Raw genomic sequence first — 14,695 nt, 5'->3', positions numbered from 1 at the left:
TCACTCCCCCACGAGCTTGTCGGTCACGGCGGTGACGTCGCTTGCTGTGACCTCGCGCAGGAACACCGCCGCCGGGCGGTGCTGCTTATCCAGCACCACGGTTGTCGGGATCACCGAGCTGGGCACCCCACCGAGCGCCGCCGCGGACTTAAACGGCGGATCGTAGATCGAGGGGTAGGTCACCGCGTTGTCGGTGACGAAGTCGCGGGCGATCTGCGGGTTGTAATCGCGCACGTTGATGCCCAGCACGGTGCCGCTTTCCCCCAGGTGGTCCTGGATCTCCTGCAGGTCGTCGACCTCCGCGCGGCACGGCGCGCACCACTGGCCCCACGCGTTGAGCACGACAACCTTGCCCTCGTAGTCCGCCAGCGAGATCTGCGTGCCGGGCTCCATGAGCGATTCCCCGCTCAGCTCGCCGAGCGGGGCGCGCTCCGGCTCGTCGTAGAAGATCTCCACCTGCCCGCCGGGGGAATGGAATGAAAAGGTCTCCCCACCACTGGGCGCGGCACACCCGGTGGTCATCAGTGCCGCCGCCACGAGCGGGGCTACTCGTTTGCGCATCTAGACGTCCTTCGCTGGTTCTCTGTAGGAGAAGTCAACAACATCAGGTCCCTCGAACACAAGCGAGGTCACGCTCGCCAGGTCGCACTTGCGGCGCACGTGCGGCATGCGCTTGCCCTGGGCGTGGCGCTGCACCATCACTATCGGCAGCTGGTGGCTGACCACCACCGCCTCGTGGCCTTGTGCCTGCGTGCGCGCGTGCCCCACGGCGCGCCACATCCTCTCGAAAATCTCTTCGTAGGACTCCGACCAGCTGGGCTCGAGCGGGTTGGTCATGTGCCGCCAGCGCGGCGGGTACCACAGCTGCGAGCGCAGTCCCTTGGTGCGCAGCCCCTCGAAGACGTTCGCGGACTCGATGAGATCGCCGAGCGTGTCCACCTCGCACCCGGTAACCTCTGCGATCGGCGCGGCGGTCTCCTGGGCGCGCTCTAGCGGGCTGGAGGCGAGGTAGGCGACGTCTCGGCCCGCGAAGTACTGCGCGGTCACCGCGGCCATCGAGCGGCCCCGCGCGCTTAAGTGGAAGCCTGGGAGGCGACCGTAGAGCAGCTTCATCGGGTTATAGACCTCGCCGTGGCGCACGAGGTGGACCACCGAGCGTGTCATTTGCTCGCCCCTGCGGCGGCCTTTGCTGCGACCGCGAGCGCGGCCTCGATGCGCCCGAAATCTTCGGCGCTCAGAGCGGTGGAAACAAACCAGGTCTCGAACGCGCTCGGCGGGGCGTAGACACCGTTGTCGAGCAGTGCGTGGAAAAACGCCGGGTAGCGGTACGTCTCGGCGGCCTGCATGTCGGCGAAGTTGCGCCCCTCCCCCTCGGCGAAGCGCACGGAGAGCATCGTCGAGGCGCGCTGCACGTGGTGGACCACGCCCTCGCGCGTCAGCGCGGCGTGGATGAGCTCTTCGAGGGTGTCGGCGTTGCGCAGCAGCACCGGGTAGATCTCCTCGCTGGCGAGGCTGAGCGACGCCACCCCGGCCGCCATCGCCACCGGGTTACCGCTTAACGTCCCCGCCTGGTAGACCGGCCCGTTCGGCGCGAGGTACTCCATGATCTCGCGGCGCCCGCCGAACGCGGCGGCCGGCAGCCCTCCGGAGACGACCTTGCCAAAGGTGGTGAGATCGCCCGCCACCCCGTCGACGCCGTACCAGCCCGCGTGCGAGGTGCGGAAGCCCGTCATCACCTCGTCGAGGATGAGCAGCGCGCCGTGCTCATGCGCGATGTCTTTGAGCTGCTGGTTGAAGCCCTCGCCGGGGACCACGGTGCCCATGTTTCCGGCCGCGGCCTCGGTGATGACCGCGGCGATCTCGCCAGGGTTGTGCGCGAAGGCCTCGCGCACGGCGTCGAGGTCGTTGTAGGGCACGACGATGGTCTCCGCCGCCTGGGCGCCGGTCACGCCGGGGGAATCGGGCAGCGCAAACGTGGCGACGCCCGACCCTGCCGACGCCAGCAGCGCGTCGACGTGGCCGTGGTAGCAGCCCGCGAACTTCACGATCTTGGCCCGGCCCGTGTACCCGCGGGCGAGGCGCACCGCGCTCATCGTCGCCTCGGTGCCGGAGTTGACCATGCGCACTTCCTCGACGCTGGTGCGCTCCACGATGGCGTGGGCGAGCTCAATCTCGGCCTCGGTCGGCGCCCCGAAGGACAGGCCCTTGTGCAGCGCCTTTTCCACCGCCTCGATGACCTGCGGGTGAGCGTGCCCGTGGAGCATCGGACCCCAGGAGTTCACGAGGTCGACGTAGGCGTTGCCGTCGACGTCGTAAAGCGTGGAGCCCTCGGCGCGCTCGATGAAGCGCGCCTGCCCGCCCACCGAGCCGAAGGCACGCACCGGCGAATTCACCCCGCCCGGGGTGAGCGTTTGGGCACGGGCGAAGAGCTCGGCCGAGCGCGCGGTGTTGGCGGAGGTCGGGTGTTGCGCAGTCATGGCCCCTATCTTAGGGCACGGGGGTGCGCGCTCCGCAGCTGCGGAGTCGGCGGGGTTTAAGCAGCACGGCGCTGCCCCCGGAACGCCGTGAAGAAGATGACCACGATGAGCGCGATCGCGATCCAGTTCGCCACCCGCGCGTACTGCTCAAGCACGAAGACGACGGGCTCGCCGATGCGCCAGCCGAGCGCGAAGTAGAGCAGCGACCACAGCGTCTTGGCCACGAAGTTGAGCAGCATGAACTTCCACAGCTTCATCCCGGTCATGCCCGCGAGCACGAAGACGACGAACGCGATCGGCAGCGGGATAGGAAGGTAGGCGAGGAAGATGCCGACCCAGCCGAGCTTGCGCCCCCACGCCTCGGCGCGAGCGATGTTTTTTGCCGCGCGCTTCGATTGGCTGGCCTGCACCTCGAGCATGCCGCGGCCCCACAGCTTGCCCGCCCACCAGTAGATCCAGTCGAACTTGATCGCCACCACCGAACCGATGAGCAGGTAGGCGAGCCAGTTCTCCGCCTGGCCGATAGAGGCCAGCGCGCCTGTCGATGCCGCGCCGATGCGCGAGCCGGTGAGCGCCAGCATGACCGGCGGGTCGAGGCCGAGCAGCCAGGCGCGCAGCGGGATCATCGCCATGCCGAACAGGCCGACGAAGCCGAAGAGACCCAGGCACCAATAGTCCTGCTTCGTCGGCTTCGAGTTCCAGGGCAGGCCGTCTTCCTCCCACCACTCCTTCTCGGCGGTAGGCTCCGCGCTCGTCATCGCAAGACCTCCGCCGCCGCCCGACGCGCGCCCGCGATGACGTCGGGCACGCCAACGCCGCCGACCCAGGCGCCGGCGACCTCGATGCCGGCCGTGCCCGCCAGGTGCCCGCGCACGGCCTCGACGGTGGCGAGGTGGGAGGCATCAAAGCGCGGCAGCCCGCCGAACCAGCGCTGGGTGTAGATCTCTTCTAGACCGGCGGCGCGGCCGTCAAAGCCGGTGATGGTCTGCAGGTCATCGAGCGCCCAGTCCACCAGGTCATCCTCGCTGGCGCGCAGCGCGACATCGTCACCGAAGCGCCCGAAGCTGGCGCGCACGAGCGCCCCGCCGCGCTTCGCCAGGTGGGGCCACTTGCGCGAGGAGAAGGTAAACGCCTTCGCGCGCACCCCCTGCTCGCCGGAGGCGACGAGCACCCCGGAGTTGTTCGGCAGGCCGGCGTCTGTGGCGAAGCGCATGCCCACCACGACGGAGTTGGCCAGCTTCACCGCGGAGAGCGCAGACGCCGCCTCGGGCGCAACCTGCTTCAGCAGAAGCGCCGCCGTCGGCGCGGGCACGGCGAGGATGACCCGGTCGTAGTCCTTGTCCTCGCCGCCGGCGAGCCGGTAGCCCGCGGCGGAGGACGAGATCCCGGAGATGAAGGCGTCGACGTAGATGTCGGCGCCAGATTTTTCCGCGAGCGCCTCGTAGAGCTCCTGGTAGCCCTCGCGGAAGGTGGAGAACACCGAGCCCTGGCCCGTCGGCAGCTCGGCGCGCGAGGCCTCGAGGTTGCCCACCGCGTCCCTCAGGTGCACCGGGCCGTCGGCGGCGAGGCGGTCGAGCTCGCCGGCGAGCTGCGGCAGCGTCGCGCGCAGCCCCAGGTCGTCCGCGGAGCAGGAATACACCCCGCCGAGCAGGGCGGAGACCACCACGTCGACGACCTCGTCGCCGTAGCGGGCGCGCACGAGCGCACCCACGCTCACGTCTCCTCCGGCCTCCCAGGTGAACCCAGGGGCGTCGGATTCGGCGTCGATACGCGCCGCCGCCTCCGCACCCACGAGGTGCGCCACCGCCTGGCCCGTCGACGGAATGCCCATCACCCCGCCGCGCGGCAGCGGCAGTGCCCGGCCGCCGGCGTAGACCAGCGAGCCCAGGCCGGAGGGCGCCACGAGGGAGTCTTTCAACCCGAGCTCGGAGATGAACTCCACGGCGTCGGTGCGCCGCGAGAGGAAGGCCTCGGCGCCCATGTCGGTGGGCCCGGCTTCGAAGGGCACCGTGTACAGCTTGCCGCCGATGCGGTCGGTGGCCTCGTAGACGTCGACGTCATTCTCGCGCAGCTCGTAGGCTGCCGTCAGCCCTGCCAGGCCCGCGCCGATGATGGCAATACGCATTTAGCTCTCCTCGTGGATAATCGCGACAGCCTCGGTGATCGCGCCCGGGTCGGTGGCGGGCAGCACCCCGTGGCCGAGGTTGAAGATGTGCCCGGTGGCGTTGCCCGCCTCGATCGCGCGCGCCGCCTCCGCCTTGATGCGGCTAACCTCGCCGCGCACCACATCGCGCCCGGCAAAAAGCATGGCCGGGTCGAGGTTGCCCTGCAGCACCCGTGGGGAGGCGAAGCGAGCGGCGGCGGCATCGAGCGGCACGCGCCAGTCCACGCCCATCACCTCGCTGCCCGCCTCGCTCATCGCGCCGAGCAGCTCGCCGGTGCTCACGCCGAAGTGAATGCGCGGGATCTCGCCGGCCACGCCTTGTAGGATCTCGGTCGAGTACGGCAAGACGTGCTCCCGGTAGTCGCGCTCGGACAAGAACCCCGCCCACGAGTCGAACAGCTGCATCGCATCGATCCCGGCGTCGACCTGCGTGCGCAGAAACGCCGTAATGGTGGGCACCAGCTTGGCCATGAGCGCGTGCCAGGTCTCCGGGTCGGCGTGCATCATCGCCTTGGTCTTCTCGTGGTTCTTCGACGGCCCGCCCTCCACGAGGTAGCTCGCCAGGGTAAACGGCGCGCCGACGAAACCGATCAGGGCCTGGGTCTCGTTGAGCTCGCCGAGGATGATGCGGATTCCCTCTGCGACCTCGGTGATGTCTCGTCCGAGCACGGGCAGCTTATCGACGTCCCCCCTCCCCCGCACCGGCTGTGCCACAACCGGCCCTCTCCCCGGCACGATCTCCACCTCGACGCCGGCTGCCTTGAGCGGGACGACAATGTCGGAGAACAAGATCGCGGCGTCGACGTCGTGCCGGCGCACCGGCTGCAGGGTGATCTCGGCGAGCAGCTCGGGCATGAAGCAGGACTGAAGCATCGGGATTCCCTCGCGCACCTTGCGGTACTCGGGCAGGGAGCGGCCCGCCTGGCGCATGAACCACACCGGGGTGCGCGAAGGGCGGCGCCCGGCTGCGGCGGCGATCAAGGGGGCGTCGGGGAGCGCGCGTCTAGTCATATGCCAGCAGTCTACAGAGGGAAACGGCGCGCCCTGGCGGAGAGTGCCTCGATGATGAGAGTGCTGCCGAGCATGAGCAGAGTCGCCCCCATCGGAGGCAACACGCCGGCGACCGCCAGCACGATTGCGACGATGTTGTAGGCCCAGGCGAAGAGCATGTTCGCGTCGATGATGCCGCAGACCCGACGCGAGAGCGCGATGAGCTGGGGGATCGCCATGACGTCGTCACGCAGGAGCACGACCTCGGCGTTGTCCTCGACCTTGCTCAGCCGCGAATCAATCGCCTTGTCGTTGGCGTAGAGGATGCCGACGTCGGCGACTTTTAACACCTCCATCATGGTGTGATCTCCCACCATCGCCACCGTCGCGCCCTGGGTGTGCAGCGCGCGCACGGCACCGGGCTTGTCGGCGGCGCGCACCCCGGCCAGGACGTTGGTCACCCCCAGGAAGTCCGCGAAACGCCGCGCCACCGGGTAGGTATCGCGCGTGAGCATGACCGTTTCCACCCCGAGGTCCTCGAGTCGCTCCACCGCGTCAATCGCGTCGTCCTTCGCCGGGTCGTAGAAGGTGATCACCCCGCGGTCCCTGCCCTTCCAGCGCACCACGATCGGGGTGCCGCCGCTCGTGGCGGCGACCGCGAGGCGGCCTCGCAGCTGCGAGAGTTCCGTCGGGCGCCACAGAGAAGCGTCGATGACCTCCGTGTGTTCCTCGCCGTTGTCCTCCTCGAAGGTCAGCGTGAGGCGGCCGGAGAACTCCCCGTCGGCGCTGTCGACCTCGTTGCTCAGCTCGATCCAGGTCGGCAGCATCGCGTCCTTCGATCGGGTGTCGCGCGACTCGCGCGCCGCCTTCACCAGCGCCTTCGCCATCGGGCTGTCCGACTCCACAGCGAGGACGGAGGCAACGCGTAAGACGATGTCGGAGTCCTCGCCGCGCTCGGCGGTGACCGTCTCGACGAACATCTCCGGTTTCACGAGGGCGCCCACGCGGTTGAACACCGCGGTGTCAGTCGCCTCCAGCACGCGGAACGTGTGCCCGTCGCGCATGAGGATGCCGTTGCGGGCCGCGGCCTCGATACCGAGGCGCAACGCCAGCGCCGGGGAGATCGCCAGCGCCACCGGTGCGACGACCGCGAGGATCGCCAACGCTGTGGAAAACGCGGCGTTGGCATCGCCGGTGATGAGCAACCACAGCAAGAAGTCGGCCCCCGCGATGAAGTAGGCCGCGGGGATGAGCAGGCTCGCCGAGCGGGTCGAGAGCATTGTCGCCAGGTTCTCGCGCCGCGAGGCATCCTCTACCCACTTGTGCACCGCGGCCCAGCGGGTCGCGTGACCCGTGCGGGCCACGCGCACCTTGACCTGCCCCTCCTGGATGGTATCGCCGGAAAACACCCGGGAGCCGACCTTGACCGTTTGGGGCTCCCTGGCGTCGATAAGCGGGCGGTGGAGCCGGCACGAGCCGCCCACGACGTCGCCGTCGACGGGGATCACATCGCCCGGGTGCACAATCACGTCGTCGCCCCGGTTGAGCTCGGAGGCGGGGATGGCCTCCTCGATGGCCTTGCCCACCCCGCGCGGGCGGCGGATCACCCTATACTCCCGGTTCGGGTCGGGGCGGCGGTACTCCATGTCTTCGAGCAGGTAGGAACGCACCCGCACCGCGTTGTAGCGGCCGATGAGCAGCAGCGCCGTCACCCCGCAGGTCACGTCGAGGAACAACTCTATGTCCTCGCCGTGCATCACGGGCAGCCAATTCCCGCTCGAGGTCCAGCCGATATCGCCGGCACTGGTAAAGACCAAAGCCCCCAGCGCCCACAGGTAGGAACTGAGCACCGCGATCGAGCTCGCGCCGTCAAGCGCCGAGATCCCGCGGCGCACCCCGCCGGCCATCGCGCGGTGGAAAGGCCACGCGCACCACAGCGCGACCGGGGTCGCGAGCGCGAGGCAGAGCCACTGCCAGCCCCCGAACTGCAGCGCCGGTATGTAGCTGAGGGCCACCACCGGCGCGCTCAAGGCCACCGCCACCCACATCCGCACCGGGGTGACCAGGTCGCGAGCGGTAAAGAGCACGTCGGACTGAGAGGTGGCGGGGCGCTCGACCTCGCCCCGCATGAAGCCGGCGGCGCGCTTTTGGCTCAGGGAGGCCTCCTCGTGCTTGCGCAGCCGGCGCATGCGCCCCGACATTCGGCCCGCCACCCGCCGCGTGCCGCGCCGCGGCATCGGGTGGCCGACCGCTCGGCGCCCCACAGCGCGGCGGCGCAGCGTCGAATCGGACATCTGCGCGGTCACCCCGAATTCCGCGATCACCGCGGTGATCTCTGCCGGGTTCAGCGACTCCGGGGCTGTCACCCAGGCCGTGGCGGTGGGGTAGACGAGGCGGGCCGAGACCCCCTCGAGGCGCTCGAGCGCCTCCTCGATCTCGCGCAGCTGGGGTGCGTCTTCGATGCCGGAGAGCAGGAAGGCATACGAGGTGCGTGTGGTGTTCTCTGCGTCGTCGCCAAGCTCGTGCGGGGTATCCGGATCGAACCCCGCGCTGATCGCCGCCCGGCGCGCCTCAATGATCGAGCGCTCCAGCTCGTCTCCCGCTAGCTCCTCCACGGACCCAACCTGTCGTGGTAGGCGTTGACGGCGGGGCGGAACATGAAAAACAGGCTCAGCGTGAGCACGATGACGACGGCGAAGGACGCCCACGAGGTCACCCGCATGAAAAACGCCGCGACGTTCAGGAAGATCGCCCCGGCGATGCACACCGACGCCCACGCCCGCGCGCCGCGCACCCGGGCGGACACCAGCGGCGCGCTCACCGCCAGGCCGATCGCGAGGGCGATGTTGCCGAAGGCGGCCACCCGCATGTTGCGCATGAAGGCCGCGCGGGCCTCCTCGGCTGCCCCCTCCGGGAAACCGACCGACAGGAGCACCATCCCGGTGACGAGCATGAGCACCGCAGCGACGACGGCGAGCCAGTACGCGGCGCGCAGCTCGCCCGGCGCGCCCTGGTCGGCGCCCGCCGTTCCGGGGCGGCGGTTCGGGTCGCCTTCACCCGCCACCATCGTGGGAAACATCCCTGCCACCTTTTTCGCCTACCCGCCCTTCTGTGCGTCGCCGGAGATAAACTCGTCCACTTCCTCCCGGGAAGCGTAGATCAGCGCGCACACGGCCGCCACACCGACGATGATCTGGGCCGCGCCGAGCACCGCCGGCACCGCGACGGGTAGCGAGGTCGCGGCGGCCACGGCCGAAGGCGCGACGACGACGAGGCCCGCCCGGATGGCAAAGTAGACCGAAAACACCGACAGGAGGCGCTTGGCCCCGCGGGCCCAGCTCCAGCGGCCCGCGACGGCGCGCAGGGCGACGGCGAGCAGGGCGATGATGAGCAGCTGGAACACCGCCATCATCGCGATCGAGGTGTAGGTGCTCAGCGCGATCATCTCGGCGCTGACCTCCTGGCCGCGCGAGCGCGCGACCTCCCCGGCCGCCTGGCGCAGCGCGGAGGGGTCGGCGGCGAGCCCGATGGCGTTGACGACCTGGAACGCTAACTCCCCGGCGATCATCACCGCCCAGGAGCCGAGCAGGTAGCTCAGCACCTCGGGGCGGGCCCGGCCCGAGGTCATCGCAGGGCCCTCGCCGCGTCGATGGCGAAGTAGGTGAGGATCTGCTCTGCCCCCGCGCGCTTGATGGAGGTCAGCGATTCAAGCATCACGGCGTCCTCGTCAACCCACCCGTTGGCTCCTGCCGCCTTGATCATCGCGTACTCCCCGGAGACCTGGTAGGCCGCCACGGGGACGGGGGAAAACGCGGCGATTGCCCCCACGATGTCGAGGTAGGCCATCGCGGGTTTGACCATGACGAAGTCCGCGCCCTCCTCGATGTCGAGGCGGGCCTCGCGCAGGGATTCGCGGGCGTTGGCCGGGTCTTGCTGGTAGGTGCGGCGGTCGCCGGTGAGGCTGGAGCCGACCGCGTCGCGGAAGGGGCCGAAGAAGGCGGAGGCGTACTTCGCGGAGTACGCCATGATCGCCACCCCGGTATAGCCCTCGGCGTCGAGGGCCCCGCGGATCGCGCCGACCTGGCCGTCCATCATGCCCGAGGGGCTGACGATGTGCGCCCCGGCGCGGGCCTGGGCGAGCGCCATCTTTTCGTAGAGGGCCACTGTGGCGTCGTTAAGCACAACGGATGAGCCTTGCTTGTCGACGCCCACGACACCGCAGTGCCCGTGGTCCGTGAATTCGTCCAGGCACGTATCGGCCATGACGATCAGGTCGTCGCCGAACTCCTCGCGCAGGGCGCGGATGCCCCGGTTGAGCACGCCCTCCTCGGCCCAGGCCGCGGAGCCTTCTGCGTCTTTGTCTTCGTCGCGCGGCACGCCGAAGAGGTCGATGCAGCGCACCCCCGCCTCAAGTGCATGCTCCGCGGTGGCCTTGAGCGAATCGAGAGTGTGCTGGTACTGGCCCGGCATGGAGGCGATCTCGCGGGGCTCGGCGATTCCGTCGGCGAGGAACATCGGGTAGATGAGGTCGGCCGGGGAAAGCCGCGTCTGCGCGACCAGGTCGCGGATGGCGGGGGTGGAGCGCAGTCGGCGGGGACGGTAGGGCAGATTTGAGCTAGACACGCACCCTAGTCTAGGCCCGGGGCGCGGCCTACTGTTCGGCGGCCTTGCGGCGGGCCCGACGCTTCTTGCGCGGGGGCGGGAGCTGCCCCGCGGCGCGCAGCCCGGCGACGTGGTTGGCCAGTGCGTCAACAAGCGAGGGAACGTCGGAGACCTCCGGGACGACGTCGACGCGCAGGCCCTGCTCGCGCGCCTCGGCCGCGGCCATCGGGCCGATCGCGGCGATGATGGTGCGCTGGTGGGGCTTGCCCGCGATGCCGACGAGGTTCTTCACCGTCGATGCGGAGGTGAAGCACACCGCGTCGAACCCGCCGGTCTTGATCATGTCGCGCACCTCCACCGGCGGCGGCGCGGCGCGCACGGTGCGGTAGGCAACCACGTCGTCGACCTCCCAGCCGCGGTCAATGAGGCCGTCGACAAGCACGTCCGTGCCCAGGTCCGCGCGCGGCAGGAGCACCCGGGAGACCGGGTCGATATCCTCGACGTACTCAGGGAAGATCTCGACGAGGCCGTGGGCGTTTTGCTTCGTGCGGTGCGGCACGAGTTCCGGGACCATACCGCGGGCGCGCAGCGCGTCGGCGGTCTTCTGCCCCACCGCGGCGAGGTGCACCCCGGCAAACGAGCGCGCGTCCAAGCCGAGCTCTTCGAACTTGTCCCACACCGCGGCCACCGCGTTGGTGGAGGTAAAGACGATCCACTGGTAGCGGCCCTCGACGATGCCCTTGATCGCGCGGTCCATCTGCGCAGGGTTGCGCGGCGGCTCCATGGAAATAGTGGGCACCGACTGCGGGATCGCGCCGTAGGCGGACAGGCGCGCGTTCATCGGCCCGGCCTGCTCCTTCGCGCGCGGCACGAGCACGCGCCAGCCGTAGAGCGGGCGGTTTTCCCACCAGGAGTACTTCGTGCGGTCATCGACGGCGGTGCCGATGGTGACCACGAGGTTGCCGTCGAGGTCCGCGTCGATCTTGCCGATGGTCTCTAGCGTGGCGTCGAAGGTGCGCTGCAGGCGCGTCGTTCCGTTCGTGGTCACGGTCAGCGAGGTCGACGGCGCGAACCCGCGGGCGGTGAGCTCGGCCGCAATCACCGGCAGGTGCGCCGAGAGCGCCTGCAGCACCAGCGGCTGCGGGGCGAGCGCGAGGCGGTCCCAATCGACCGGCTCGTTAGTCAGGTCGGCCTCGGTGAAGGTCGACCCGAGCGCGATGCCCGCGAACGACGGCACTGTCGACGGCAGCGACATGCCCGGCACGACGTGGAACTCGAGACCGGCGGCGGCCACGGCGGAGATCTCTTCCTTCACGGCGTCGCGGGTCAGGGGGTTGCCGGCGACCAGGCGTACCACATCGCCGTCACCGGCCTCGCCGCGCTCGATCGACGCGGCGGCCTCGGCGAGCGCGCGCGAGAGGATCTCTACGATCTCGCTGCTACCCGCCTCGGCCTCCGTGAGCTCGGCGGCGGTCGGCTCCGGCGGGCGCGGGGGCTTGCGGCGAGCCCCCGCGGCGCGGGCCTCGGCGCACATCTCCTCGTAGCGCTCGTCGGCGGCCTTCAGCTTCGCCTGCGGCACCGGGAGCTTCGAGGCAACGACGTCGCGCACCCCCTGAAGCACTTCTGGGTCGACAACGGCGATAGAATTGGCTTCCATCACCTCCCGGGCGCGGATCGTGAGAAGATCAGGGTTGCCCGGGCCCGCGCCGACGAAGATAATCTTCCCCGGCTGGGGCGTGGCGGAGGGCAGAGTCATAAAAAGTTCTTTTCGTAGAAAGGCTCAATGCATGGCCCGGCGTGGGTCGAGCGCGCCGGGGGTTGTCAAGGTTTCGTAGTTCCACCTTAATTTGAAGACGCCGTGAAACAAAAAACCGGCTAGCCCATCAGCCGCGCCGCGCCCTCCTCGAGCAGGCGCCCGGCGATCTCGCGGCCGAGCGAGCGCGCCTGCTCGAGGCAAGCATCCCCGGCGATGTCGGCCTCTGCGGATTCCACGAGCTGGCGGGAGCCGTCGAGGGCGAAGACACCTGCGGTGAGCGCGAGGCGGCCGCCGTTGAGCTCCGCGTGCGCGGCGACCGGCGCGGTGCACCCTGCCTCGAGGGAGGCGAGCACCTGGCGCTCGGCGCTGACCCGCAGGGCGGTTGTGGCGTCGAAAAGCTCGTCGAGCGCGGCGCGCGTGGGTGCATCATCGACCCGGCACTCCACCGCCAGCGCGCCCTGGGCGGGGGCGGGCATGAGCTCTGTGACGTCGAAAAGCTGTGTTGCGCGATCCCCGTAGCCGCCGCGCGAGAGCCCCGCGTACGCCAGGACGATGGCGTCGAGCTCGCCGGATTCGACCCGCCCGAGGCGCGAATCGATGTTGCCGCGCAGGGGACGGATGTCCAGGTCGGGGCGCAGCGCCTTGAGCTGCGCGACGCGCCGCGGCGCCGAAGTACCCACGCGCGCGCCCGCAGGCAGGTCCGCAAGCCCCATGCCGTCGCGGGCGATGAGGGCCTCCCGGTTGTCTTCGCGGGGAGGCACCACGATGTGCGCCCGCGGCTCGTCGGCCGTGGGGAGGTCTTTGAAGGAGTGCACGGCGACCTCGACCTCGCCGGCGAAGAGCGCGTCGCGCAACGCGGAGGTGAACACGCCCACGCCGATGCGCTCCACCGGGGCTTGGGAGATATCGCCCGGGGTGGTGACGGTGCGAAGTTCGGCGTCGTGCCCGTTCGCGATGAGCGCGTCGCGCACGTGGCCGGCTTGCGTGCGGGCCAGGTGGGAGCCGCGCGTGCCAATTGTGAGCATCTTAGCTCTCCTCTCGTTGTGCGGTGGGGGTATCGGATATCTCGCTGAGCTTCGGCAGCCGCTGCGCGTCGATCGCCACCGAGCTGCGCCCCAGCCCGAAGAGCTCCTCGATGGCGGTTTCCACGCTCACGGTCTCGGAGGCGGCCGCGAGCTCTTTGATCTTGACGGTCGGCGTGTGCAGGATCTTGTCGACGACCCTGCGGAGCGCCCTGCTTACCTGCGCGAAATCGTCCTCGTCGAGGTGAGGGAGCCGCGCGCGCAAGCGCGCGAGCTCGGAATCGGTGACCTCGTCCGCCGCCCGGCGCAGCTGCGCGACCGCGGGGCCGACCTCGCGCACGCGCTGCTTGGAGCTGAACTGTGAGACCTCCTCTGCGACGATCGCCTGGGCGGCCTTGAGGGAGCGCGAGTCCTTTCCTCCCGACTCGCGCTGGAGGGCGCCGAGCGACTCGATGTTGACGAGGTGGACCCCTTCGAGCGCGACGACCGCGTCATCAATGTCGCGCGGCAGCGAGAGGTCTGCGAGCATGATGGGCCCGGTGATGTCCGTGATGTCCGCGGCGGTGATGGTGAACTCGTCGCTCGCGGTCGCCGAGACGGCGATGTCACAGCGCGGCAGCGCGGCCACGCGCTCGTCGAAGTCGATGACCTCGGCCGTAACTCCCGCCTCTCGGGCGTGCTCCGCGACGCGCTCGGCGCGGGAGCGGGTGCGGTTGGCGATGATGAGCCTGTCCACGCCCCTCTTGCCCAGGTGTGTCGCGGCGAGCGAGGCCATCGCGCCGGCGCCGAGCACGAGCGCGGTCGTGCCGGAGAAATCCTGAATGCCCATCATCGCCATCGCCTCGTCGAGGGCGAGTGTGACCATGGAGGCCCCGGCGTCGTCAATGTCTGTCTCCGTGTGCACCCGTTTGCCGGTGCGCAGCGCCGATTGCGCCAGGGAGTGCAGGCCGGGGCCGACGGTTCCGCGCTCGGCCGCGTCCTGGTAGCTCTCGCGTACCTGCCCGATGATCTGCTGCTCCCCCACGACCATGGAGTCGAGCCCCGAGGTCACCGTCATCAAGTGCTCCGCGGCGGCGTCGGCATAGCGCACGTAGAGGTAGGTACGCAGCTCGCTCTCCTCCACGCCGGAGGTCTCGGCGAGGACCTCGAGCACATCTTCCACCCCGGAGTGGAACGAGTTGGTCACCGCGTAGACTTCGAGCCGGTTGCAGGTGGAGATGATCATCGCCTCGGAGAGGGATGGCTGGTTAACCAGCGCCGTCGTCGTGACACTTTGGACGCGATCGTCCATGCTCAGCCGCTCGAGAAGAGCCACTGGCGCCGAGCGATGGGACATCCCTACGACGAGAACACTCACACTAAACCCTCCGGACCCTTGCTCGATATCACACTAAAGGATAACCCAGCTAGCGTGCGAGCTCGGCGGCGAGGGCCTCGTCGTCAACCTCCCAGCACGCAAACTCGTCGCCATCGATAACGACGACCGGGACGCGATCGCCGAACTCGATCGCGAGCGCCGGGTCCGTATCGACATCAACGAGCTCGAAGCTCGCGCCCGCAGATTCGACAATAGGCGCGATCTGGCGCGCGACACGCCCACACGAGCCGCAGGTGGCGCGCACCATGAGCTCGACCTTTTTCACGCCTCTCCTTCTCTCTTCCCCTTGTGAGTGCCTACACGCGC

14 protein-coding genes are annotated in these 14,695 nt (G+C 69.5%); all 14 read right to left on the bottom strand.

Translation table 11 applies throughout. The features are described 5' to 3' along the window. Positions 1 to 561, bottom strand: a complete 561-nt coding sequence (locus C3E79_RS01355; RefSeq protein ID WP_108403292.1) for a TlpA disulfide reductase family protein — start codon at positions 559 to 561, stop codon at positions 1 to 3. Further along, positions 562 to 1,164 carry a histidine phosphatase family protein gene (locus tag C3E79_RS01350; RefSeq protein ID WP_108403291.1) on the bottom strand — a complete coding sequence of 201 codons (603 nt, stop codon included), beginning with the start codon at positions 1,162 to 1,164 and terminating at the stop codon, positions 562 to 564. Further along, complete coding sequence (hemL, locus tag C3E79_RS01345) at positions 1,161 to 2,477, bottom strand: glutamate-1-semialdehyde 2,1-aminomutase (protein WP_108403290.1); 1,317 nt, start codon at positions 2,475 to 2,477, stop codon at positions 1,161 to 1,163. Before hemL ends, C3E79_RS01350 begins: the two co-directional genes overlap by 4 nt. A gap of 56 nt (positions 2,478 to 2,533) precedes the next feature. After that, positions 2,534 to 3,235: a DedA family protein gene (locus tag C3E79_RS01340; RefSeq protein ID WP_108403289.1), complete on the bottom strand. Its 702-nt coding sequence runs from the start codon at positions 3,233 to 3,235 to the stop codon at positions 2,534 to 2,536. Beyond that, positions 3,232 to 4,602 carry a protoporphyrinogen oxidase gene (locus tag C3E79_RS01335; protein ID WP_108403288.1) on the bottom strand — a complete coding sequence of 457 codons (1,371 nt, stop codon included), beginning with the start codon at positions 4,600 to 4,602 and terminating at the stop codon, positions 3,232 to 3,234. Before C3E79_RS01335 ends, C3E79_RS01340 begins: the two co-directional genes overlap by 4 nt. Beyond that, entirely contained in the window at positions 4,603 to 5,652 is a 1,050-nt protein-coding gene (hemE, locus tag C3E79_RS01330) for a uroporphyrinogen decarboxylase (protein ID WP_108403287.1), read from the bottom strand. It lies immediately after the preceding gene. 11 nt (positions 5,653 to 5,663) lie between these two features. Beyond that, the gene (locus C3E79_RS01325; RefSeq protein WP_108403286.1) at positions 5,664 to 8,246 is read right to left on the bottom strand and encodes a heavy metal translocating P-type ATPase; all 2,583 of its coding nucleotides are present in this window, start codon (positions 8,244 to 8,246) and stop codon (positions 5,664 to 5,666) included. Beyond that, positions 8,234 to 8,710: a hypothetical protein gene (locus C3E79_RS01320; RefSeq protein ID WP_108403285.1), complete on the bottom strand. Its 477-nt coding sequence runs from the start codon at positions 8,708 to 8,710 to the stop codon at positions 8,234 to 8,236. The genes C3E79_RS01325 and C3E79_RS01320 overlap by 13 nt, the downstream gene beginning before the upstream one ends. Before the next feature lie 18 nt (positions 8,711 to 8,728). Further along, entirely contained in the window at positions 8,729 to 9,259 is a 531-nt protein-coding gene (locus C3E79_RS01315) for a hypothetical protein (protein WP_108403284.1), read from the bottom strand. After that, a complete protein-coding gene (gene hemB, locus C3E79_RS01310) occupies positions 9,256 to 10,254 on the bottom strand; it encodes a porphobilinogen synthase (RefSeq protein ID WP_108403283.1) in 999 nt (332 codons plus the stop codon). The genes C3E79_RS01315 and hemB overlap by 4 nt, the downstream gene beginning before the upstream one ends. Before the next feature lie 28 nt (positions 10,255 to 10,282). Beyond that, positions 10,283 to 11,989: a bifunctional uroporphyrinogen-III C-methyltransferase/uroporphyrinogen-III synthase gene (locus C3E79_RS01305; RefSeq protein WP_108403282.1), complete on the bottom strand. Its 1,707-nt coding sequence runs from the start codon at positions 11,987 to 11,989 to the stop codon at positions 10,283 to 10,285. Positions 11,990 to 12,108: 119 nt separating this feature from the next. After that, on the bottom strand, positions 12,109 to 13,014 hold the full coding sequence (gene hemC / locus C3E79_RS01300) for a hydroxymethylbilane synthase (RefSeq protein WP_108403281.1): 906 nt from the start codon (positions 13,012 to 13,014) through the stop codon (positions 12,109 to 12,111). A gap of 1 nt (position 13,015) precedes the next feature. Further along, positions 13,016 to 14,368, bottom strand: coding sequence for a glutamyl-tRNA reductase (locus C3E79_RS01295; protein ID WP_108403280.1), 1,353 nt, complete (start codon positions 14,366 to 14,368; stop codon positions 13,016 to 13,018). Between the two features lie 49 nt (positions 14,369 to 14,417). Then, positions 14,418 to 14,636, bottom strand: a complete 219-nt coding sequence (locus C3E79_RS01290; protein WP_108404995.1) for a glutaredoxin family protein — start codon at positions 14,634 to 14,636, stop codon at positions 14,418 to 14,420. Positions 14,637 to 14,695: the final 59 nt, after the last annotated feature.

Source organism: Corynebacterium liangguodongii, from assembly GCF_003070865.1.
Taxonomy (GTDB): domain Bacteria; phylum Actinomycetota; class Actinomycetes; order Mycobacteriales; family Mycobacteriaceae; genus Corynebacterium; species Corynebacterium liangguodongii.
This window is presented reverse-complemented; position numbering and strand designations above follow the sequence as displayed.

Excerpts from the sequence above, each read along its gene's own strand:
- C3E79_RS01305 (WP_108403282.1), bottom strand. The coding sequence starts at position 11,989 with ATGACTCTGCCCTCCGCCACGCCCCAGCCGGGGAAGATTATCTTCGTC.
- C3E79_RS01340 (WP_108403289.1), bottom strand. The coding sequence starts at position 3,235 with ATGACGAGCGCGGAGCCTACCGCCGAGAAGGAGTGGTGGGAGGAAGAC.
- C3E79_RS01320 (WP_108403285.1), bottom strand. The coding sequence starts at position 8,710 with ATGTTTCCCACGATGGTGGCGGGTGAAGGCGACCCGAACCGCCGCCCC.
- C3E79_RS01315 (WP_108403284.1), bottom strand. The coding sequence starts at position 9,259 with ATGACCTCGGGCCGGGCCCGCCCCGAGGTGCTGAGCTACCTGCTCGGC.
- hemE (WP_108403287.1), bottom strand. The coding sequence starts at position 5,652 with ATGACTAGACGCGCGCTCCCCGACGCCCCCTTGATCGCCGCCGCAGCC.
- C3E79_RS01350 (WP_108403291.1), bottom strand. The coding sequence starts at position 1,164 with ATGACACGCTCGGTGGTCCACCTCGTGCGCCACGGCGAGGTCTATAAC.
- C3E79_RS01335 (WP_108403288.1), bottom strand. The coding sequence starts at position 4,602 with ATGCGTATTGCCATCATCGGCGCGGGCCTGGCAGGGCTGACGGCAGCC.
- hemL (WP_108403290.1), bottom strand. The coding sequence starts at position 2,477 with ATGACTGCGCAACACCCGACCTCCGCCAACACCGCGCGCTCGGCCGAG.
- C3E79_RS01290 (WP_108404995.1), bottom strand. The coding sequence starts at position 14,636 with ATGGTGCGCGCCACCTGCGGCTCGTGTGGGCGTGTCGCGCGCCAGATC.
- C3E79_RS01355 (WP_108403292.1), bottom strand. The coding sequence starts at position 561 with ATGCGCAAACGAGTAGCCCCGCTCGTGGCGGCGGCACTGATGACCACC.
- hemC (WP_108403281.1), bottom strand. The coding sequence starts at position 13,014 with ATGCTCACAATTGGCACGCGCGGCTCCCACCTGGCCCGCACGCAAGCC.